The 21916-nt window shown below is 42.9% G+C and carries 11 protein-coding genes and 1 pseudogene; 10 read left to right on the forward strand and 2 right to left on the reverse strand.

Annotated elements, in window-relative coordinates; all coding sequences use genetic code 11:
- Window positions 1-6: 6 nt before the first annotated feature.
- On the reverse strand, window positions 7-3189 hold the full coding sequence (locus OCV81_RS10765; RefSeq protein WP_262640330.1) for a SusC/RagA family TonB-linked outer membrane protein: 3183 nt from the start codon (window positions 3187-3189) through the stop codon (window positions 7-9).
- A gap of 340 nt (window positions 3190-3529) precedes the next feature.
- Here OCV81_RS10765 and OCV81_RS10770 point away from each other — a divergent pair, with 340 nt between their 5' ends.
- From OCV81_RS10770 to OCV81_RS10780, 3 genes and pseudogenes are all read left to right on the forward strand, one after another.
- Window positions 3530-4693, forward strand: coding sequence for a site-specific integrase (locus tag OCV81_RS10770; RefSeq protein ID WP_148330010.1), 1164 nt, complete (start codon window positions 3530-3532; stop codon window positions 4691-4693).
- Between the two features lie 352 nt (window positions 4694-5045).
- Window positions 5046-7883 (forward strand): annotated as a pseudogene (locus OCV81_RS10775) (SusC/RagA family TonB-linked outer membrane protein); the annotation flags it as partial.
- Window positions 7884-7901: 18 nt separating this feature from the next.
- Window positions 7902-9434, forward strand: a complete 1533-nt coding sequence (locus OCV81_RS10780) for a RagB/SusD family nutrient uptake outer membrane protein (protein ID WP_148330012.1) — start codon at window positions 7902-7904, stop codon at window positions 9432-9434.
- 178 nt (window positions 9435-9612) lie between these two features.
- Here the strand turns inward: OCV81_RS10780 and OCV81_RS10785 are convergent, their stop codons facing one another.
- The gene (locus tag OCV81_RS10785; RefSeq protein ID WP_148330013.1) at window positions 9613-10518 is read right to left on the reverse strand and encodes a glycosyltransferase family protein; all 906 of its coding nucleotides are present in this window, start codon (window positions 10516-10518) and stop codon (window positions 9613-9615) included.
- A 133-nt stretch (window positions 10519-10651) separates the two neighbouring features.
- Between OCV81_RS10785 and OCV81_RS10790 the strand changes: the two genes are divergently transcribed.
- The 7 genes from OCV81_RS10790 (at window position 10652) to nuoH (ending at window position 21906) form a co-directional block, all read left to right on the forward strand.
- Window positions 10652-15271 carry a translocation/assembly module TamB domain-containing protein gene (locus tag OCV81_RS10790; protein WP_148330014.1) on the forward strand — a complete coding sequence of 1540 codons (4620 nt, stop codon included), beginning with the start codon at window positions 10652-10654 and terminating at the stop codon, window positions 15269-15271.
- Window positions 15240-17573 carry a translocation and assembly module lipoprotein TamL gene (tamL, locus tag OCV81_RS10795; protein WP_148330015.1) on the forward strand — a complete coding sequence of 778 codons (2334 nt, stop codon included), beginning with the start codon at window positions 15240-15242 and terminating at the stop codon, window positions 17571-17573. The genes OCV81_RS10790 and tamL overlap by 32 nt, the downstream gene beginning before the upstream one ends.
- A gap of 104 nt (window positions 17574-17677) precedes the next feature.
- Window positions 17678-18082, forward strand: coding sequence for a hypothetical protein (locus OCV81_RS10800; protein WP_148330016.1), 405 nt, complete (start codon window positions 17678-17680; stop codon window positions 18080-18082).
- A 109-nt stretch (window positions 18083-18191) separates the two neighbouring features.
- Window positions 18192-18542: an NADH-quinone oxidoreductase subunit A gene (locus OCV81_RS10805; RefSeq protein WP_022354996.1), complete on the forward strand. Its 351-nt coding sequence runs from the start codon at window positions 18192-18194 to the stop codon at window positions 18540-18542.
- On the forward strand, window positions 18533-19123 hold the full coding sequence (locus OCV81_RS10810) for an NADH-quinone oxidoreductase subunit B (protein WP_022354997.1): 591 nt from the start codon (window positions 18533-18535) through the stop codon (window positions 19121-19123). Before OCV81_RS10805 ends, OCV81_RS10810 begins: the two co-directional genes overlap by 10 nt.
- Before the next feature lie 14 nt (window positions 19124-19137).
- A complete protein-coding gene (locus tag OCV81_RS10815) occupies window positions 19138-20757 on the forward strand; it encodes an NADH-quinone oxidoreductase subunit D-related protein (RefSeq protein ID WP_148330017.1) in 1620 nt (539 codons plus the stop codon).
- A gap of 57 nt (window positions 20758-20814) precedes the next feature.
- The gene (nuoH, locus tag OCV81_RS10820) at window positions 20815-21906 is read left to right on the forward strand and encodes an NADH-quinone oxidoreductase subunit NuoH (protein ID WP_148330018.1); all 1092 of its coding nucleotides are present in this window, start codon (window positions 20815-20817) and stop codon (window positions 21904-21906) included.
- The last annotated feature ends 10 nt before the right edge of the window (window positions 21907-21916 follow it).

Genomic DNA, 21916 nt, shown 5'->3' on the forward strand with positions numbered 1-21916 from the left:
AATAAATTAGAAATTCAATGAGATACCACCGGAAATTGTACGAATCGGTGAGTACACATTATCCGCAGCTACATAACCCTGACGTGGATCGAGACCTTTACGGGCAGTCAGTAAAGCTACATTATCTGCTACGAAATACAAACGGATACCATCAATCTTAATCTTACGAGTCAAAGACTTCGGTAACGTATAACCAAACGTAATATTCTGCAAGCTCAAATAATCAGAACTTGTCAACCAACGGTCAGACAGATTAGATGTGTACAAGTCCTGCACATTCATACGCGGAACATCTGTATTCTTGTTTTCCGGAGTCCATGCTCTCAACATATCCACATGCCATGCTGCTCCCTGTGCATCCGTACTCATCAAGCTTTGGTAAGTATAATCCAAAATACGTCCACCCAACTGATAAGCAAATGCAATAGAGAAATCAAAGCCTTTGAAAGTCAAGCTTGTACCAAATCCACCATATACTTTCGGCAGGATGTCACCTGTAGCAAAACGGTTAGAAGATGCTTCAGTATAAGATGTGGTTACAGTCTCACCTGCTTTATTCGGTTTCAGCAAAGCCCATTGGCTCTCACCTGTTTCAGGATTCACCCCTGCATACTTCGGCAAATACAACTGGTACATAGATTCACCTTCACGGTAAATACGTGATCCGTCAATCAACTGACCATTCAGTTCAGGAGCCAGCTCCAGCACTTCATTCTTGAAGTGAGTCAGGTTAAAGTTCACATCCCAAGTAAAGTCTTTTGTACTGAAGATATTAGAGTTCAAATCCAATTCCACACCACGGTTAATCATAGAACCGACATTTTCCGGGAAACGAGAATATCCCATAGACGGAGACACCGGCTTAAAGTAAAGCATGTCAGTCGTCTTACGTGAGAAGTACTCTACCGTACCACTCAATTTGCCACCCCAGAAAGTAAAGTCAAAACCGGTATTGAAACTATGAGAAGTTTCCCATGTGATTTCCGGATTACCTTTATAATACAAAGAAGTAGCAAAGTCACTGTTACTGTTGGACAGTGTATATTGGTCCATGTAAGGATAATAGTTACGATACAAACCACCTTCATACATCAGGTTATCGTTACCTTGCAAACCGTAACTAATCTTGAATTTCAACATGTCAATCCAAGTCTGGTCTGCCAGGAAGGATTCCTTGTTCATCAGCCAACCTGCACCGATTGACCAGAAGTTACCCCAACGATTATCCGGATGGAACACTGAAGAAGCATCACGACGATAAGATCCGGAAACAAAGTATTTTCCATCATAATCATACTGCACACGGAACAACCATCCTTCAGTAGCATAATTGTTGGTGTAAGAAGAGTTATTCTGGTTCAAGATACCATTGTTCAGTTCCGGCACATCCGGGTTATAGATTTTTTCGCGTGAACCATACAAATATTGATATTTGTAGTTATAGTTTTCATAACCGGCCAACACATCCAAATTATGTACATTATTGAATGTCTTGTTATAGGTCAGCAAATACTGCAAGTTGGTGCTGAATGTACGTTGAGAAGCTACACTTACAATACCACCCACACCACTGGTTTCTGAGTACTGTCCATAATATGGATTGACCATATTGGTATAGCGCACGTTATTTGCATCTACACCTACATTGATTTTAGCCTTAATTCCACCCCAGATGTCAATATCAGCAAACCATTTGCCACTGATTACATCACCGGCATATCGCATCATATCCAGCATGTAGCTGGCCAGCGGGTTGGCATTCGGAATCACATTGTCACGAGAGAAGTTCGTATCAGAACCGTAGTCATAACGTTTGTATCCTCTTTCATCTATCATGATATTGCCTTCTGCGTCGCGAATATACATCGGATAGATAGCACCCATGATATTGGCTGCATAGAATGCATTGGCATTGGATGAACCTCCTTCTGTATCTTGTTCACGGCTGTCATAATGAGTAAATGACACATTACCTCCCAGTTTCAACCAAGGTTTCACTTGATAATCTGCCTTCAAGCGGGCTGAATAACGTTGGAATCCAGAGTTCGGAACGATACCTTGATCGTCCAAGTAACCGGCAGACATGTAATAGTTCATTTTCTCAGTAGCACCACTGACACTCAGATTGTATTCCTGACGCATGTTGTTTTCAAACAATTCATCACTCCAGTTATCCGGTCTATAATAATATGTACCGTCAGAATAACCCAAAGTAGCGTTTGGATTCAATTTGCCATCCATGCCAATCAACTGTTCTCCATTAGGTACAGTGAAAACCTGATATCCTAAATAAGATGAAGACAACATAGCCTGATTAGCATATTTATTGGCCGCTACCAAATCACCCGCAGCTGCATATCCTTTCAGGTCACCATTGTAAATGGCAGAATAAGCCATTTCATAGAACTTGCCCGGATCCTGTACAGTCTCATAAGAAGGAACTCCACGCTTGTTGACACCCCATTTTGCATCGAATGTCACACGTGCATCCCCTGTTTTACCACGCTTGGTAGTAATCAAAATGACGCCATTTGCACCACGGGCACCATACAATGCATTAGAAGCCGCATCCTTCAATACAGTCATAGACTCGATATCAGAAGAGTTGATAGCAGAGATTTCCCCATCATAAGGCACTCCATCCACTACATACAACGGCGTATTGCTTGCTGAAATAGACCCGATACCACGAATACGTACGGTAGCATCCTTACCCGGCTGACCTGTACTACTTGTAGTCTGTACACCAGCGACCTGACCAGCCAAGGCATTCGTCACATTTGACGTCTGACGAGAAGTAATCTTTTCATTTTTGATTGTAGATGCAGAACCTGTGAAAGCTGATTTTTTTGCCGTACCGTATGCAACGACCATCACCTCATCAAGTTGCTCTGCATCAGACTTTAACACCACTTTCACCATCGGAGCAATTTTCACTTCCTGTGACTGCATTCCAATGAAAGAAATGACCAAAGTTCCCGCGGAACTTGGTACGTTAGTCAACGTAAAATTACCATCAATGTCGGTAACAGTACCTACAGTGGTACCTTTTACCAATACTGATGCGCCCACTACAGGTAAACCGTCTTCTTCAGAAGTAACATTACCAGTTACCTTCGAGATTTGAGCGTTTACCAGACCGATACCTATCATCAGGCAGGTCATTAACAGCATCAATTTTCTTTTCATAAAAATCTCTCTTAAAGTTTAACTTTACATTAATAAAAATTCATTCACTCTAACAGCAGGCAAAAGTAGTGATATATTTTTAAATATTTATACCATTTTCAAGAAAAAACGCTCAAAAGGTTGCTTTTTAACACTTTTCGGAGGAACTTCAGTGCAAAAGTATGTTTTTATAAAATAATTTATGTGTTTTCTTCGTCTTTGAGTTTTTTGTCATAATGTAATATAAATCTTTTTTGTAGACTGTATTTTTCTTCAAATTTAAATCAAACAGACCGTTTATATGTTATAAACTCTTGCATAAATGAATATTATTTGCATATTCTTTTAAAAATCAACTATTATGAACAAAATCCATTTCCGATTAGTGTATAATCGCAAAAAGAAGTTAAACAAGTGTGGAAAAGCCCTTATTCAGGTGGAAGTATATCAAAACCGTAAAAAGATTTACATTTCGTCAGGAATCTATGTAAATCCGCAACAATGGGACAATTCACATAGTAGGATTATTCACCATCCACATGCGGAAGAACTGAATAGAATGTTGGAGGAATTTATACTGGAATTACAATGGGAAGAATTGAAATATTGGAAACGTGGCATTCCTGTCAGCCTATCTGTTTTTCGAAAGTTAAAAGTACATTCGGATGCTGGGAAAATGACATTTTTACACTTTGGTAGAAACTGGGTAGAACAATCGTCACGCAAAGAAAACACAAAAAAGAACTTACTAACTACACTTGATTTGCTGAGTCACTTCCATTCTTCCATTGACTTTGAAGATATCACTTACTCATTTCTTCAGGATTTTGAAAATTTCATGCACCAGAAATTTTATGAAACGAACACGATAGCCAAACACATGAGACAATTAAGAACCTTTGTCAATGAAGCAATAAAAAGAGGTTATATGACAGCTGAAAGCTATCCCTTCAGAAATTATCAGATAAAAACGGTACAAAGCAAACATACATTTTTGTTGCCTGAAGAAATCCGGAAGTTGGAGCAGTTGAATCTGTCATCTTTTCCTGAATCTTTGACCCATAGTTTAAAAGCATTTCTGTTCTGTTGCTATACAGGGGTTCGATATTCTGATTTTATACGTCTCAATGAAAAAAATATAGTAAAAGTGAAAGGCGAAAAATGGCTTATGTTTAAAACGGTAAAAACCGATACGGAGGTGAGCATTCCATTGTATTTGCTATTCCAAGGAAAGGCGCTTCTTCTTTTGCAGGAATATAAGCATGATTTGAATTCTTTTTTCCGTTTGAAATCAAATTCATCAGTAAATAAAGATTTGATGAAAATCGGGACAATGGCAAAAATCGATAAACACTTTTCATTTCATACTGCCCGACATACGAATGCTACGCTTTTGATATATAATGGAGCACAGATAACTACAGTTCAAAAATTATTAGGTCATCAAAGTGTGAAAACGACGCAGGGTTATAGCGATATATTTTCCGGTACAATCATCAAGGATTTGAAGAGGTGTAAATTCTAGTATTTCTATATATTAAGGTATATGGCTATTTTATCGGAAGATAAGCAAACGTGAAAAAACATAGGCAGTAATAGAACAACGCCTTGTTACATTCTATGTTTCCTGATACAGAAACGTATGTTTTCCTATAGGGGAACGTATGTTTCTGCACTGGGAAACATACGTTTCTCACATGCGAAACATAAAATACAATGAACTGGTTATGAATTAATATCGTTAGATTTTTATTTATATCAGTAAAAACAGGGTAGAAAACCTGTCTAATTTTCATCGTTACAAAGGTTGAGAGGAATCTATAGATAAATTAGTATTTCTATAATAAGCTGTTTATTAGTTATTTATATGTAATTCCAGTTCCGCGGGAACTTTGGTCATTTCTTTCATTGGAATGCAGTCACAGGAAGTGAAAATTGCTCCGATGGTTAAAGTAGTTTTAAAATCTGATACTGAAGTACTTGACGAAGTAGTAGTAACAGGATATGGTAACTTTAAAAAAGCCTCATTTACAGGTGCTGCTTCCACAGTAAATACAGGTAAACTTGAAGACGTACCGGTTATTTCTGTAGAAGAAAAATTATCAGGAAGTGTACCGGGCGTATCACTCAGTTCATCTTCTAGTAACCCGGGTGCCGTAAGCAGTATCCGAATCCGTGGTATGGGTTCTATCAATGCAGGAAACGACCCTCTTTATGTCATTGATGGTACCCCTGTGACTAGTGGTAATGTTAGTGAATTTGATTACAGCGATGCAGGTACAAGTATTTTAGCTACACTGAATACCAATGATATTGAATCTATCACTGTCATTAAAGATGCGGCAGCTGCTTCACTTTACGGTTCACGTGCAGCCAACGGTGTGATTGTAATCACCACCAAGAGTGGTAGCCAAGGTAAGACAAAAGTAAACTTCCGTAGTGACTGGGGTTTCTCAAACATGGCAATCGACTATCGTCCGCAATTGAATGGTGACGAACGTCGTGAACTGTTATGGACCGGTTTAAAAAATTATGGTTTATACAGCCAAGGACTGTCTGATACAGATGCTGCTGCATTCGCAGATTCAAACATTGACAGTTTCGCTGCAAAACCTTCTACTGGATGGACTAACTGGAAAGATGAACTGTTCAAGACGGGTGGCCACCAAAACTATCAGGTAAGTGTATCAGGTGGAGGACAGAATACTCAATTCTATACTTCATTGTCTTATACTAAACAGGATGGTATCATTCAAAATCAAGGATTGGAACGATTCACTGGAAATGCAAACTTGACTCACACCTTCAAAAGACTGACTGTCCAAGTAACCAGCCAGTTCTCTAAGATGATTCAAAAGAAAACAAATGAAGGAGCTTCTTATGACGGTGCCGTTGCCAACTACGCATTCTTCCAGAGCCCTTCTTCTACTCCGTATAATGAAGATGGTACCTTGAATAATGGTTGCGGTATGTTTGGAGTAAACCCGTTGTTTGAATTCAATCACAGTTCAGACCGTGCTACAATTATCAAGGCTTTTAATACGGTTAAGGCTACTTATAACATTTGGGATAACTTGAACTTGAGTGAAAAGATTTCATACGACTATATGAACAACACCAACGACGTGCTTTGGGATAGATATTCTAACAATGGTGGCCCGGGTGGTGTTATGCAGCGTATTATCAGTAAGAATGAACAGTTGAATACTCAGACTCAGCTGACTTACAACAAGTCATTCGGAGAGCATAACATTGATGCTTTGCTGGGTTTTGAAACGGAAGATAACATTTACGCTTATAATTATATGTCTGGACAAGATTATCCAGATGACTTGTATGAACTTACTGTGGCTGGCTCTACTTCTGCAGAGAGCAACAAACAGTCTTATCGTCTGACCTCTTTCTTAGGGCGTCTGAACTATGACTTCGGTGGCAAGTATTACTTGAGTGGAAGTTATCGTACTGACGGTAGCTCTCGCTTGGCCAGAGACAATCGTTGGGGTAGCTTCTGGTCTGTATCCGGTGCATGGAGATTCACTCACGAAAACTTCATGGAATCTATAAAGGATATTTTGTCTGACGGTAAGTTGCGTTTGTCATACGGTGTGAACGGTACGCAGCCTTCTGATTATTATGCTTATATGAATCTGTACAAGTTCGGACAGAAATATAATGGTATTTCAGGTATGGGTATCATCGGCATTGTTAATCCTGATTTGAAATGGGAAAAGAACAAAACGTTCAACATAGGATTAGATTTGACCTTCCTGAACCGCTTCTCTTTGACATTCGACTACTATCAGCGTAAAACCAGTGACTTGATTTACGACCTTCCGATTTCTCAGGTTGGTGGTTACTACAACTCTAGCTATTATCCGTATAAACCTGTGAACATTGGTGCCTTGAAGAATAGCGGTGTGGAAGTAACGATTCAGACTACCAATTTCCAGACAGATGATTTCACATGGACGACCTCTTTCAACATTGGGCATAACACTAATACATTGTTGAAATTGAACGGTGAACAGGATGAAATCGTTTCCGGACCGTTGATTCATCGTGTCGGTGAGTCTTATTATTCTTACTATTTATATGAATATGCTGGGGTGGATCCGCAAACTGGTAAGGAAATGTTTTATAAAAATGATGGTACAGCTGACGCACGCCAAACTACGACAAACATCTCTGAAGCCAACAAAACTATTGTAGGCAAACATGATGCCAAGGTGGAAGGTGGTTTGACCAACAATCTGAGATGGAAGTGGTTCGATTTGGGCTTTACTTTCACTTACTCTTTGGGTGGAGATGCATTTGATTATGCTACATGGCAGCATACCGATGGTGGTACTTATCTATATAATGGTGCTGTTCCTGCTTATTACAAACTGGACGATATGTGGACAGGTCCTGGTGATACATCAGCTAAACTGCCAGCGTTCCAGTATGGTAAGAACTCTCAGTCTATGTCTTCACGCTGGCTGATGTCTACCGACTATCTGCGCTTGAAGAACTTGACCTTCGGTATTCGTATGCCGCAAAGTTGGTCTAACAAAGTCGGCATGAGTAATGCACGTATCTATTTCTCAGGATCAAACCTGTTGACTTGGAAGTCTAAAGACTTGACTGTTGATCCAGAAATGCCGGTTAGTGGTGTATGTACATTCGAAACTCCGGCTCTGAGAACCTTTACTTTCGGTATTGAATTAACATTTTAACGCTTAGAATTAAGACAAATGAGAATATTTAGACATATATTTAAAGCTACGCTTGGTGTGGCAATGACCGCTAGTTTGTCATCTTGCCTCAATAATTGGTTGGAACAAACTCCAGCTGATGGTATCGAAGCGGAAACTGCTATCCAGTCAAGTTCTGCTCTTTCAAATGCACGAACTGGTATCTATGCAGCAGTGAAAGGAAACAGTTCTTTGGTTGATTATTATGGTCGACTGATGTTTGTTTATGGCGATATGAGAGGCGAGGATGTACAGTATGAAAATAACAGCGGTAGCGGTCGTGCCCAGTTCTATTATTATATGAACTATTCTACAGCTGATGATTTCAGTTCTTCGTCCGCAGTCTGGCAGACTCCGTATATAGTAATCGCCCGTGCCAATCGGGTGATTGAAGCAGCTGAAGGCGGTCAACTCTCTGATGCAGAAGAAGCACAGGCTGAAATTGCACAGTATGCAGCTGAAGCAAGAGTATTACGTGCAATGGCGTTGTTCGATTTAACCCGTATTTACGGAAAACCGTATACTATGGATCAGGGGGCTTCTCTAGGTGTGCCTATTGTCACTTCATCGGTTGATCCCGATATAAAACCGGCCCGTAGTACTGTTGCTGAGTGTTATACAACTGTTGAAAAAGATTTGAACGATGCTATCTCTTCAGGTGCTTTGATGACAACGAATGATGAATATTCCAAAGGTTATGTTACTGTATGGACTGCTAAAGCTTTGCAGGTTCGTGTATATATGACTAAAGGAGAATTTGACAAAGCATTGTCTGTAGCCGAAGATATCATTAAGAACGCTCCTTATTCTTTGTGGAGTACTTCTGAATATGCAGGAGCATGGTCAGAATCCAGCATTGCTCACTCAAAAGAAATCTTGTTTGAACTGGTGATTGATGACACAACCGACTGGACCGACCGTGAAGGTATTGCTTATCTTTATTCTGACCCTGCAACCCAAGGTGGCGGATATGGAGACGTAATTGTATCCAAAGCCTTCTCTGATATGCTGACTTCTGACCCTCAGGATGTAAGAAATAATGTCTTACTGGAGTCTTTGGATCCAAAGTCACCGTATAAAGGATATAAGATTTATATCAATAAGATGCCTGCAGTAGGAAATGATGTTCGTTATGCAGATGTTCCGGTATTGCGTCTGTCTGAAGTATATCTGTCAGCAGCAGAAGCTGCCTTCCAGACTGGTGACCTCACCAAAGCAGCCAGCTTGCTGAATGACATCATCAAGAACCGTACAACAGATACGTCAAAAGAAGTAACAGCTTCCAATATTACACTGGACCGTATCTATGTGGAACGCCGCAAAGAACTTGTTGGAGAAGGACAACGTTACTTCGACGCAATGAGACGTGGTGAAACGATCGTACGTTACACTTCAGAAGCTGATCGTGGATGGCACGATGTATTGACAGATGAAGCCAAGACTTTCGACCGTAATTCAAAGAAAGCTCTTCCGTTGATTCCGGCTTCAGAAATGAACGCCAACCCGAACATGGTTCAGAATCCTGCTTATTGATAAGCTATTCTAATACATTTCATATTTAAGAGAGAGGGCAACCTCTCTCTTTTTTTTGCTCAAGCTAATAGTAACACCATCATCCCCATTGGATTATCTTAGTTATAACAAAAAAGCCGGGACCACAGTTTTCTGCAGTCCCGGCTTCCTTTTATATTATATAGCTATGCGATTGTTATCAAAACAATTTAGAAGGATATTCACCTGCATCCACCAAAGCCTGAATCTTGTCTACCACACTCTGACGGTCGGCAGCGTAAGTCACGCCAAACCATTTAGAAGTAGTATCCAACACTTTTACAGTAGCAGTACCTTCATTGATCAGCTTGTTGACCATCAACGGAATGAAGTATTCGCATTTCAGGTTTTCAATGTTAGCTTTCAGGAATTCTACGAAATAGTCTTCAGAATACTTGAAATAGTCTGGAGTGAATCCCCACATGTTCATTGAAACCGGAGTATTGTCTTCGATACCTACCCATTCGCCTTTTTCGTCCTTATAAGAAACGACACCGTTTACACGCATAATTTCAGTACGTTCTACTACAGTAGTCAAATGAGCATTTTCATCGGTAGAGCAGATACCGCGAGCTACAGAGCCACTGTCAGACAATGTATTTCCTACACGGAAACCAACCATACAGTAATCGTTCTTCGCTCCTTCAGGAAGCTCTGACAAATATTTGCCAATTACAGCAAAACTGTCACGACCATAGAAATCATCTGCATTGATTACGGCAAACGGTTCTTTAATTACATCCTTACCCATCAATACAGCATGGTTTGTACCCCAAGGTTTTACACGTCCTTCCGGAGAAGTAAAGCCAGCAGGCAGGTTTGTCAAATCCTGGAACACAACTTCTACAGGAATATGGTTTTCATATTTGCTTACAATTTTTTCACGGAAATCTTTTTCAAAATCACGACGGATTACAAAGACCAATTTCCCGAAACCACCACGAATTGCATCAAAAATTGAATAATCCATGATTGTTTCACCGTTAGGACCCAGTCCATCGAGTTGCTTCAAGCCGCCGTAACGACTCCCCATACCGGCAGCCAATACAAATAAAGTTGGTTTCATAAAGTTGTATATAAATTTAGTAACTCCACAAAGGTAAACAAATAATGTGATTTGAAACCATAGTTCGTAAACAAAATGTATCAACTTTTGGTTCTTTTTTGTATATTCGCAAGAACTAACAGCTCTACAGCGTATGAAAAAATATATCAAATGGGGAGGAATCGTTCTGGCAAGTCCAGTCATCCTTTTCATCATATTATGCATATTGATTTACATTCCCCCTGTCCAGAATTTTATTGTCGACAAGGCGGCTTCGTATGCGTCACAGGCTACTGGCATGCACATTCATATACAACGCATCTCATTGTCCTTTCCCCTGAACCTGGTGGTGCACGAAACAAGCGTGACAAATCAGAAAGACACTTTGCTGAACGTAGAAGAGCTGACTGTAAAGATTCAATTACTTCCGCTGATAAAAAAACAGATAGAAGTAGACGGCATAGGACTGAAAAATGCATCCGTCCATACTGGAAATCTGATTGACGGCATGTCACTGCAGGGAAAGCTGGGGGAACTATTTCTGAAATCGCACGGTGTGGACCTCACTCCGGAAACAGCCGTGTTAAACGAACTCACCCTCAAGAACGCCGACTTGAAAATGTGTCTGGCTGATACGACCGCACAGGATACGACCCAAAGTACCCCCACTTTCTGGAAGTTTGATTTGAGAAAAATAGACCTGAGCAACGTAAATTTCCAGATGGATATGCCGCTCGACACATTGAATTTTGGCATCCATATCAAGGATGCTTCTTTGCGCAATGGATTTATCGACCTGCACAAAGAAGCTTATTCGGTTCGTACTTTCAAGCTACTGAACAGCCAGATGTTCTATAACTCTGGCAATTCCGCTCCACTGGAAAAAGGTCTCGATCCTTCACATATTGCCCTGTCTGACATTAATTTACAACTGGATTCACTTTATTATCAAGGAAACAACATCCGGGCCTTGTTGCATCAGTTTGAACTAAAAGAACGTTCAGGACTGGAAATCACTTCTTCCGAAGGACAATTGCAAGCCGACGAAAAAGCCATCCGAATACCTGCCCTGCAAATCAAGACAGCCAATTCATTCTTAGCTTTTAATGCAACCATCGACTGGTCGGTAACGGAACAAAACCAGGACGGAACACTGAACGGACAACTCATGGCTGAAATTGGGAAAGGCGACTTGTTCAAACTGCTACCCGATATGCCAGAAAAATTCGTTCAGGAATTTCCCTCTGCACCGCTACAAATCCGTATCGGCATAAACGGAAACCTGAATAATCTGCAGCTGAAGACCTGCCAGATCAAAATTACCGACTATTTTCGAATGGAAGCAAACGGTACAGTCAAGCATCTGCTCGACAGTATCTCACGTGAAGCTACGGTTCAACTTCACTCAGATTTCTATCGGATGAACTTTCTGGAAAGTCTGACAGGAGGAATTTTGATTCCACAGGGAACAAAGTTCCAAGGAAAAGCCCAGATGAAAGGAAACGACCTGCAGGCCAAAGCACAATTGAATCCGGGTGAAGGACTCGTAGAACTGGACGGAAAGTACAATCTTCTGGAAGAGGCTTATCAGGCCAACCTGCATATTAATGAGTTGAACCTGCATAAATTCATGCCTACCGATTCTTTGTTCGGACTTTCTGCGCATGCGAACATCGAAGGAAAAGGATTCGATTTCTTCTCACCGCATACTCGCCTGAAGGCTGATGCCGGACTCGACCACCTGCAATGGGGCTCACGTATACTGTCGGGAGTACAATTACAGGCAAATTTGAAAGCCTCGCAGGCAGGCATAAACTTAAATGTCAAAGACAATTCCATGCAGATTTCTTCCCAACTGAACGCACTTTTACACCCGTCACGCATCAAGGCCGACGGACAGATTCAGGTGGGCGGGATAGACTTGTACGATATGGGACTGACGGCTTCTCCCCTGAAAACCATGGGGAACGTGGATTTGCACCTGCACACAGATATGAAAAGAAATCATGGGGTGCAAGTATCCGTCACTCACATTCAACTGCTTACTGAAAGCCAGACCTACAAGACCAAAGACCTGCATGTGGGATTCAATACGGCACGCGACTCTATACGCAGCTATGTAAATGCAGGCGACTTGACCTTCCTGTTCCGAAGCCAGGGAGGCATAGATGAACTGGGCAGTCAGATAACTCAACTGACCCATGCTTTAGACATGCAGTGGAAACAAAAACATATTGACCAGGCCGTCCTGAAAAAATTGCTTCCAAATGCCAGATTACGTATTTTTGCCGGAAAAGATAATCCGATTTCCAATGCTTTATCCATCCGGAAAATAAATTTCGACCGAATGAATGTGGACGTACAGACTTCTCCGGAGAACGGATTGAACGCGGCCATGAATCTATACGGATTGAGGACCGACAGCCTGGCTTTCGACACCATTTATTTCCAAGCGATACAACAAACCGAAAATATAAAGCTCAGCAGTGGAGTCATTGCCAACGACAAGCCTTTCCAAGAAGCATTCGATATTACCCTTAACGGAGAAATAGAAGCTGATAAAATCAATACAACCATTGAATATCTGAACGGGAAAAAAGAATGTGGAGTCAACATTGGTATGACAGCCGGATTACAAAAAGGTGGAATCAGTCTGCATATCGCTCCTTTTGACCCAATCCTGGTGTATCGTAAATTTACGGTAAATCCGAACAACTACATTTACCTGAGAGACGATGGGCGTATTATGGCCGACTTGTCTATCCACGATGAAATGCAGACAGGACTTAGCCTGTATTCTACCCCAGACTCTACGGCACAACAAGATTTGACCCTTACCTTAAGCCAGATTAACATCGGCGAATTCAAACGGGTCATCCCTTATATGCCCGACATTAACGGCATCATCAATGCAGAAGCGCATTATGTGCAAACAGGGCAAACAGATATGATTTCACTGGAAAACAGTGTAGACCAACTGGCATACAACGGGATTGCATTGGGCGACTGGACACTGAGTGCCGTTTATCTTCCCAAACAAAGCGGAGAACAAAGTATCAATGGCTTTATTACCCGCAACAAACAGGAGATTGCCAGCATAGACGGATCTTATTTCCCTTCAGACAAAGGAGATAACAACGACCGCATAAATGCCAATATGGACCTGCACCATTTCCCACTGGAAATAGCCAATTCGTTTATTCCAGGAAGAATGGCAACACTGAGCGGAGACATTGACGGCACCATGAAGGTATCGGGAAGCAGTACCAGCCCTTTAATGAACGGACAAATCAACCTGGATAGTGTGAACATCTACATTCCACAAGCCTCCATGAATCTGCGTTTCGATGACAGACCGGTGGAAGTAAAAGACAGCAAACTGCTTTTCAATCGCTTCAAGATATTCACAAAAGGAAAGACACCTTTTACTATCGACGGTAACGTAGATATGGCAGACTTCAGCCAAATGAAAATGGATTTGAAAATGGATGCCAACAACTTTGAGCTGCTAAATGCCAAACAAACCAAACAATCGCTTGTGTTTGGAAAACTATATGTAGATTTCCACTCCACCTTAAAAGGTACACCAGATGACATGAGCATACGTGGGAATATGAACATATTGGGTAACAGTGATTTCACTTATATTCTACAAGATTCACCGCTCACCGTGGAAGACAAGCTGGGAGAGACTGTCACATTCATGAACTTCAACGATACGACTTCTGTCAACCGGAGAATACTGCCCGCCTTATCATTAGGTGGCATTGATATGCTGATGACTCTACACATCGATGAAGGAGTGCAATGCCGCGTCAATATGGATGAAAAAGGCAGCAACTATATGTATTTCGAAGGAGGAGGCGACCTTTCTTTCCAATATACTCAGGAAGGAAACATCATCTTAAGCGGAAAATATTCTCTTCTAAGCGGAGAAATGAAATATCAGCTCCCCATTATTCCGCTGAAAACCTTCTACATCCAAGGTGGGAGCTATATTCAATGGAGCGGCAATGCCATGAATCCGCTACTGAATATCAAAGCTACAGAAAGGATACGTTCCTCCGTGGCGCAAGAAGGACAAGCTTCCCGCATGGTCAACTTTGATGTAGGAGTAAATATCACCAACACACTGGAAGATCTGGGATTTACCTTCATCATCGATGCCCCGGAAGACGGAACCATGCAGAACGAACTGGCTTCCATGTCGACCGAAGAAAAGAATAAAGTAGCTGTCACCATGCTTGTCACAGGAATGTACCTGACAGAAGGGGGTACCCTGGGAGGAGGAGGCGGAAGCAGCGTAATGAACTCATTCTTGCAAGACCAAATTTCAAAAGTAGCTGGAAGCGCACTCAAAACCATTGACGTGAACTTCGGCATAGAAACCAATAATGGAGAAGAAACCGGACAATCAAGCACGGACTATAACTTCCAGTTTGCCAAACGATTTTGGAACAACCGCATCCGGGTTGTCATTGGTGGAAAGGTCTCTACCGGAAACAATGTGCAGCAAGATGATTCTTTCATTGACAACATCTCGCTGGAATACCGTCTGGACAACAGTGGCACACGCTACGTAAAACTTTTCCACGACAAGAACTATGAAAGTGTCCTTGATGGAGAAGTCATTGAAACAGGCGCAGGTATCGTATTACGTAAGAAAGTAAGCAAAGTGGGTGAACTGTTTATTTTCAGGAGAAAGAAGAAAGCACCCGTTGAAGCAGAAAAAAAAGAGGAAGATGAAAACGAAAATGAAAACCCAAATAACTAATTGGTTGCTGACAGGATTACTGCTGATTACGGCAGCATGCTCCACCACCAAGCATCTCCCGGAAGAGGAATTGCTGTATACTGGAACTCCTTCTCCCCAAATTACAGGATACAACCCAGAAGATGAAGGAGAAGCTACTCTCGAAGAAGTAAAAGGAGCACTCAATGTGGCGCCGAACAACTCATTCTTTGGCCACCCAAACTTCCGTATCCCCTTCCCTCTCGGACTATGGGTATACAACGGTTTCGAGCGCTATGAAAAAGGTATCGGAAAATGGATTTTCAAAAAACTGGCAGCTGACCCGATTTATATTTCGACGGTGAATCCGGAAACTCGCACGAAAATAGCCAGTAACCTCTTACGAGAAAACGGTTTTTTCCAAGGAAATGTCACCGTAAAGGTAGACACGGCCAAAAACCCTAAAAAGGCCAAGCTCCGCTATACCATTTACACAGGACAACGTTACAAACTGGATTCCATAAGCTATGTAGGCTTCTCTAAGAAGGCCGACAGTCTGATTCAAAAGACCTATGACAAACGACTGCTCAAGAAAGAAGAGGCATTCAGTGTCAACACACTCAATGCAGAAAGAGACCGTCTGGTGGAACTGTTCCGTAACAACGGATACTACTTCTATCGTTCTGATTTTATCACCTTTCTGGCAGATACACTGATGCATCCGGGATACGTCAACCTGAAAGTGGTACAGAAACAAAACATACCGGAAGAAGGCTTGCGCACCTACTATATCGGGAAAACCCGTATCAACCTGATTGGATACAACGGGGAGCAACCGAATGATTCGCTGAATTTCCATAACTTTACCATTGGCTATGCAGGCAACAAACCGGGTATTCGATACGGAGTGCTTCGCCGACGTTTCCTCTATAAAAGTGGAGAGATTTATTCTCAAACACGCCAGAACTACACCCAACAAGCTTTATCCCGACTGGGCGTATTTAAGTTCAATGACTTTAAATACACCCCCCGGCCTGGAAAAGACACGCTGGACATTACGGTCAATGCCATGTTCGACCTTCCGTACGACAGCGAACTGGAATTGAATATCACCACCAAAAGTACCAAACAAACAGGTCCGGGAGCAAAATTCAACCTCGCACGAAAGAATTTCCGAAGAATGGGGGCCTCACTGAATCTGGAACTCAAAGGATCGTACGAATGGCAAACCAGTTCTACCGTCGACGGAGAAAGTTCTGTCATGAACTCATACGAATTGGGAACAGCCTTGTCATTGAACTTTCCACGACTGATTCTTCCCTGGATACGCAATCGGATAGACCCGTTCCGCTTCCCCTCTGAAACAAACTTCAAAATTTATGCAGAACAAATCAATCGTGCCCGTTATTTCAAGATGCTGTCATTTGGTGGAACCGTATCCTACAGCTTCCAGCCTAAGCGCAGCATCAAACATACAGTCACTCCGCTACACCTGGCTTTCAATACACTGCAACACCGTACGGCACGCTTTGATTCCATAGCCAATGCCAATCCAATGTTATTTCACAGTTTGGACGACCAGTTTATTCCTTCACTGACTTACACTGTAACCTACGACAACAGTTACCGGAAGAAAAAGAATCAGGTGTGGTGGGAAAACTCGCTGACTTCAGCCGGCAACGTCACCTCCATGATTTACGCGGCTTTCGGACAGAAATTCAGTACCAAAGAAAAAAAACTGCTGGGAACCCCGTTCGCACAGTTTCTGAAATACTCATCAGAAGTCCGCTTCCTGCATAACATCAGTGAAAAGCAGCAAGTGGCTGCCCGTCTCATGGGAGGGGTAATCTGGGCCTACGGAAACAAAACGATTGCGCCTTACAGTGAGCAGTTCTACGTAGGAGGTGCCAACAGTATACGTGCCTTTACCGTCCGTTCCATTGGACCGGGACGATTCCATCCAGCCAATAATGCCAGTTACTCATACGTAGATGAAACCGGAGACATCAAGCTGGAAGCCAACCTGGAGTACAGGTTCCGCATCTTGTCCAATTTTCTGGGAGGAAACCTGAACGGAGCCACGTTCTTGGATGCGGGTAACGTGTGGTTGATGCGGAAAGACGAAGCACGACCGGAAGCTGAATTCAGTCTTCACAATTTCTTCGACAGCATTGCCGTGGGCACAGGAGTTGGATTGCGCTATGACCTCTCTTTTCTGATTCTACGTCTGGACTTTGGAATAGCTCTTCACGTACCCTACGAAACCGGAAAAAGCGGATATTACAACATTCCCAGATTTAAAGACGGTATGGGAATCCACTTTGCCATTGGCTATCCATTCTAAAAAAGCCCTTGCAATTCGACAAGAAAATTTAAGGCAAATACAGAGACGGTATCAAAATAAATGCCTACCTTTGCAGCGTTTTTTGAAGGTATTAAGGTTTTAGAATGAATAAGTGGAAGATTTTTGCTTTTCTATCAATTATCACTCTTATGACATTATTCGTAAGAGCAGGCCTTTGTACCCTTTGTCCCCATCTTCTTCAAGCAGAAAATTCTGTGGAGAAAGAGGTTAGCTATTGTGTTTCCCCACATGCTGAACATACAGCCTCCAAAGCCATCGACTACCTGATTTCCAACAGGAAAGCCCTCATACCTCAAACCATTTTATTCATACAGACACAGAAAAGCCTCGATGGAAAGTTCTTCCTCATCGGCTTTAATATGGGAGAAGATTTTTTCCACAGACCTCCTTTGAGCCTGAATTTATCTCATTCGACACATTCTAAACACCCTTATACACATTTAAACCGTACATATTATTTATATACCCTCAAAAAAATCCTGATTTAATACTATCTAAGATTCATTCGCACAAGTATCCGAACACATTCTTAATAAACAGAGGTTTAATGTATCGGAAACCATATCAACTTATGTATCATCAAAAATTCTTAGATATATGTTTTTTACATTTATTATTGTCGTTATTCTGACAGCTGTCGTTCTTGTCGTTGCGGCGATGACCATTGCAAGATTACTTGCTCCACGGTCATTCAACCCACAGAAAGGAGAACCGTATGAATGTGGTATTCCCACGCGCGGACAATCATGGGTACAATTCAGAGCTGGCTATTACTTGTTTGCCATCCTGTTCCTGATGTTCGACATCGAAACGGTGTTCCTCTTCCCATGGGCCGTAGTGGCAAGTCAGGTAGGAGTATATGCACTGGTCAGTGTAGGATTCTTCTTGGTTGTCTTAATTTTAGGCCTGGCATACGCCTGGCGGAAAGGAGCTCTTGAATGGAAGTAAAAAAAGCCACCTCCATCCGTTCTATGAAGTATGAGGACTTCAAGAACAATGATTATCTGGAAGACATGGTGCGCCGTTTGAACATGGACGGTGCAGGCATCGTATTGGGAACAGTAGACGAACTGATTAACTGGGGCCGTAGCAACTCTCTGTGGAGTCTTACTTTCGGTACCAGTTGTTGCGCCATCGAATTCATGGCATTGGGAGCAGCCCGCTATGACATGGCCCGTTTCGGATTTGAAGTAACCCGAAACTCTCCTCGTCAGGCAGACATGATCATGGTATTGGGAACCATCACTTACAAGATGGCCCCGGTATTGAAGCGTCTGTACGACCAGATGGCCGAACCCAAATATGTGGTAGCAGTAGGCGGATGTACCATTTCCGGTGGTCCGTTCATCAAATCCTATCACGTAGTAAACGGTATTGACAAAATCATTCCGGTCGACGTATATATTCCGGGATGTCCTCCACGGCCGGAAGCCTTCTTCTACGGAATGATGCAACTCCAACGTAAAATCAAAGTGGAACGTTTCTTAGGAGGCGTCAACCGAAAAGAAAAAGAGGAATCAACCAAGTAAAAAAAGAAATACAAATGGAAATTGAAAAAATAAAACGCATTACTCCTGAAGCGGAAATCAGTCAGGCTGGCGAAACGGTGATCAAAATACCGGCAGACAAACTGCATGCCACGGCCAAAGCCTTGCATGACGATAAAGAGGAATCTATGGATTTCCTGCGTGACATCGTAGGAATGGACTGGGGAGAAGAGGGATTGGGAGCGCTCTACCTCTTGGAATCTACGCACACAGGAGCTAGAATCATCCTCAAATCAGTAGCAGCCGACCGGGAAAAGGCATTTTTACCGACTGTCAGCGATTTGTGGAAAACGGCACTCATCAAAGAACGTGAAGTGTACGACTTTTTCGGCATCGTCTTCCTGAACCATCCGGACATGCGCCGCATCTTCCTGCGTGAAGACTGGAAAGGCTATCCAATGCGCAAGGATTATGACATGAACTCCAATCCGCTGCAGATGGACAATGAAGAGAATGCCGACCTTACCGACGAATACTTCCTCCGTCCGGACGGTACACTCGAGGGACACAAGAATGTTGTGTTTGGAGAAGATGACTTCGTCGTAAACATCGGTCCGCAGCACCCTTCTACTCACGGTGTATTGCGTATGCGTACCTCACTCGACGGTGAAAACATCCGTAAAATTGACCCGATTCTGGGATACATCCACCGAGGCATCGAGAAAATGAACGAAAGCCTGACTTATCCACAGACGCTGGCACTGACCGACCGTCTAGATTACCTGAGTGCTCATCAGAATCGCCACGCCTTGTGTATGTGCATCGAAAAGGCTGCTGGAATCGAAATCCCGGAACGTGCCTTGTATATCCGTACCATCATGGACGAACTGCAACGTATCGATTCTCACCTGCTGTTCTATTCTTGCCTGGTAATGGATATGGGTGGACTGACTCCGTTCTTCTATGGTTTCCGTGAACGTGAAATGATTCTGGACATCTTTGAAGAAACCACTGGAGGACGTCTGATTCAGAACTATAACATGATTGGTGGCGTGCAGGCTGATATCCATCCCACTTTCCAACAGAAAGTAAAAGAATTCATCAAACACCTGCGCAGTGTTATCCAAGATTATCACGACATCTTCACTTCCAACGTCATCGCCGACACCCGTCTGAAAGGCGTGGGAATCCTGTCAAAGGAGGATGCCATCTCACTGGGCTGTACAGGAGGTACCGGACGTGCTTCCGGATGGGCCAACGACGTGCGCAAGCATCATCCGTATGCTTTGTATGACAAAGTGGACTTCAAGGAAATCACTTATACAGAAGGAGACTCCTTTGCCCGTTATATGGTACGTATGGATGAAATCATGGAATCTTGCCACATCATCGAACAGCTGATTGACAATATTCCGGAAGGTGAATTCCGGGTAAAGACCAAACCCATCATCAAGTTGCCGGAAGGCGTGTTCACTTCCTCAGTAGAAACCAGCCGTGGAGAATTCGACGTAGTGCTTGAAAGCCACGGAGACAAGGTGCCTTACCGTCTGCACTATCGCTCTACGGGAATTCCATTGGTACATGCCATGGATACAATCTGCCGCGGAACAAAGATTGCGGACTTAATTGCCATTGGAGGTACACTCGACTTTGTCATTCCCGACATTGACCGATAATCTCCCGATGAAACAAGTGGACAATCATCACAGTAAAACTGAAAAATTAAAAGAAATATGTTTTTAGATTATTATAATTTCAGCCCGCTGCTCATGCAGATTCATGCCTTTCTGTGCGGCCTGATGCCCGAGTGGCTGGCACTTACCCTTGAAGGCCTCGTGGTCGGCGTGTTCATTCTCGTCATGTACGCCGTACTGGCCATCATCCTTATCTATATGGAGCGTAAAGTCTGTGCGGCTTTCCAGTGCCGTATCGGTCCGAACCGTGTAGGAGGAAAGGGCGGACTGTTGCAGGTTCCAGCCGACGTGTTGAAAATCCTGACCAAGGAAATCATCAGCCTGAAGAACTCCGACCATTTTCTGTACAACCTGGCTCCGTTCCTCGTCATCTTGGCTTCTATCCTTACCTTCTCCTGCTTGCCGTGGAACAAAGGAGGGGAAATCCTGCACATGAACATCGGTATCTTCTTCGTGCTGGCAGCTTCTTCCATCGGCGTGCTGGGTATCCTGCTGGCCGGATGGAGTAGTAACAGCAAATATACGCTGATTGGTGCTGTACGAAGTGGTGCCATGATTATCAGTTATGAACTTTCCATCGGCCTCAGCGTATTGACCATGGTGGTCATGAGCGGTGCCATGGACATCCAGACCATTGTAGAGGGTCAAGCCAACGGATGGAACATTTTCAAGGGACACATTCCAGCCATCATGGCGTTCATCATTTACCTGATTGCAGGTAATGCGGAGGCCAACCGTGGCCCGTTCGACTTGGCAGAAGCAGAACAGGAACTGACAGCCGGATACCATACAGAATATTCCGGTATGCACTTCGGGTTCTTCTATCTAGCCGAATACCTGAACTTGTTCATTACAGCCGGTATCGCCACCACCCTGTTCCTGGGCGGATGGATGCCTTTGCACATTGCCGGTCTCGACGGGTTGAACCTGGTGATGGACTACATCCCCGGATTTGTTTGGTTTATGGGAAAAACCTTCCTCATCGTCTTCCTGCTGATGTGGATTCGCTGGACTTTCCCGCGCCTGCGTATCGACCAGGTACTGACACTGGAATGGAAATACTTGATGCCGCTTTCACTGGTGGTTTTGTTACTGATGACCGTATGCAAAGTATGCGGCCTGACATTTTGATTAAATTTTT

This window comes from Phocaeicola fibrisolvens (assembly GCF_025567125.1).
GTDB classification, from domain to species: domain Bacteria; phylum Bacteroidota; class Bacteroidia; order Bacteroidales; family Bacteroidaceae; genus Phocaeicola; species Phocaeicola fibrisolvens.

Excerpts from the sequence above, each read along its gene's own strand:
- OCV81_RS10805 (WP_022354996.1), top strand. The coding sequence starts at position 18,192 with ATGTTTTTTACATTTATTATTGTCGTTATTCTGACAGCTGTCGTTCTT.
- OCV81_RS10780 (WP_148330012.1), top strand. The coding sequence starts at position 7,902 with ATGAGAATATTTAGACATATATTTAAAGCTACGCTTGGTGTGGCAATG.
- OCV81_RS10800 (WP_148330016.1), top strand. The coding sequence starts at position 17,678 with ATGAATAAGTGGAAGATTTTTGCTTTTCTATCAATTATCACTCTTATG.
- OCV81_RS10815 (WP_148330017.1), top strand. The coding sequence starts at position 19,138 with ATGGAAATTGAAAAAATAAAACGCATTACTCCTGAAGCGGAAATCAGT.
- OCV81_RS10770 (WP_148330010.1), top strand. The coding sequence starts at position 3,530 with ATGAACAAAATCCATTTCCGATTAGTGTATAATCGCAAAAAGAAGTTA.
- OCV81_RS10765 (WP_262640330.1), bottom strand. The coding sequence starts at position 3,189 with ATGAAAAGAAAATTGATGCTGTTAATGACCTGCCTGATGATAGGTATC.
- OCV81_RS10785 (WP_148330013.1), bottom strand. The coding sequence starts at position 10,518 with ATGAAACCAACTTTATTTGTATTGGCTGCCGGTATGGGGAGTCGTTAC.
- OCV81_RS10810 (WP_022354997.1), top strand. The coding sequence starts at position 18,533 with ATGGAAGTAAAAAAAGCCACCTCCATCCGTTCTATGAAGTATGAGGAC.
- tamL (WP_148330015.1), top strand. The coding sequence starts at position 15,240 with ATGAAAACGAAAATGAAAACCCAAATAACTAATTGGTTGCTGACAGGA.
- OCV81_RS10790 (WP_148330014.1), top strand. The coding sequence starts at position 10,652 with ATGAAAAAATATATCAAATGGGGAGGAATCGTTCTGGCAAGTCCAGTC.
- nuoH (WP_148330018.1), top strand. The coding sequence starts at position 20,815 with ATGTTTTTAGATTATTATAATTTCAGCCCGCTGCTCATGCAGATTCAT.